This is a genomic window from Synechococcus lacustris str. Tous, assembly GCF_003011125.1.
GTDB classification, from domain to species: Bacteria; Cyanobacteriota; Cyanobacteriia; order PCC-6307; family Cyanobiaceae; genus Synechococcus_D; species Synechococcus_D lacustris.
On sequence record NZ_PXVC01000208.1, the window covers coordinates 1 to 1,155 of the forward strand.

Sequence of the window (1,155 nt, forward strand, 5' to 3'; positions counted from 1 at the left end):
GGCTCACTTTCGGCCTTATTGCGCGCCGATGGGGTTGATATAACAGCAGTGGATCCGCTCTATGCCTTAAGCAATAAAGAACTAAAGCAACGAGCACTGGCCGATCTGGATGCAGCAATGGAAACCCTTTCAACCAGCCAAGACATTCGCCCGGAATTCAACCTGAATAGCTGCCGCCAGGAGCACTTGCAGGCTCTTGATGCATTCTTGATCGACCGAAATACAAATCCAGATAGCTACATAGCTGCAAAGCTGCCGCAGCTGCCCTTTAACGATCAGATTTTTGATCTAGTGCTCTGCGGCCACTTGCTGTTCAGCTACTCGCCCCAATCCACTGGAGGCCTAATGAAGGAACCCGGCCTGGATCTTGCCTGGCATCGCAAGGCGCTATTCGAGCTTCAGCGCATCAGCCGCGGCAGTATCCGCCTCTACCCAGCCCACACGATTCAGCGCCAAGCCAGCCGCCATGAATATGCCCATGCACTACTGGCCGAACTGCCCGCCGATTGGAAGGGAGATTTTTATGCCTCGGCCTACGACCAAGGTCACGATGGCTGCACCGATGGGCTGGTGCTGCATCGCCCCAGCCATTAACGAGCCGGTTTATTTGGCGATCCACCATTGCAAAAATTAGCTGCAAGAGACAGGCGATCTCCACCTTTAATGCGCGGGCTATTGCGATCTAACCAAGCCAAGCCGCCGTCGTAACACTTATTCCACCTTGAAGCCTGGCCAGCAATGGGGCCAAGCGACAAAGCAATAGATACCGAGCTTGCTGTTGCCACCAGTGCCAGTAATGGGAAAAGATGAGCGTTGATCATTTCTCGAACGCTGAGCTTTTGCCCTTCGTGATCAGCCATGGGAGCTCCTGCAAGAAAGTTGCTAGTTGCGCACGATTCTCATCCATTTTTCTTGTAGCCACTGCATCAGCAATAAATATTATGGCTGCTGATAACAACATTAATAGAAAACATCACCTGAGGAGAAAACCCTCTCGGTTTTATTACTTACACCGCTCAAATAGATTAATAAATTATAAGAAACATAAAACCTTCCCAAAGGTGTAATTCTTTTTGGCAAGGGAAGACTGCTTGCCTTAAGAGCAACTCGCGGAACTGCTGGGGATTCAAGCCGGCATTTTCCATTGCTCAAGAT

General features: G+C 50.4%; 2 protein-coding genes and 1 pseudogene. 1 reads left to right on the top strand and 2 read right to left on the bottom strand.

The features are described from left to right. A pseudogene (locus C7K08_RS15730) lies at window positions 1-594 on the top strand (hypothetical protein); the annotation flags it as partial. Here C7K08_RS15730 and C7K08_RS14365 read toward each other — a convergent pair. Together C7K08_RS14365 and C7K08_RS16230 are read right to left on the bottom strand one after the other, a co-directional pair. Further along, window positions 591-860: a hypothetical protein gene (locus C7K08_RS14365; protein WP_106501164.1), complete on the bottom strand. Its 270-nt coding sequence runs from the start codon at window positions 858-860 to the stop codon at window positions 591-593. The pseudogene C7K08_RS15730 and the gene C7K08_RS14365 overlap by 4 nt on opposite strands. 100 nt (window positions 861-960) lie before the next feature. Then, a partial coding sequence (locus tag C7K08_RS16230) for a hypothetical protein (RefSeq protein ID WP_206603887.1) occupies window positions 961-1,155 on the bottom strand: 195 nt, incomplete at its 5' end.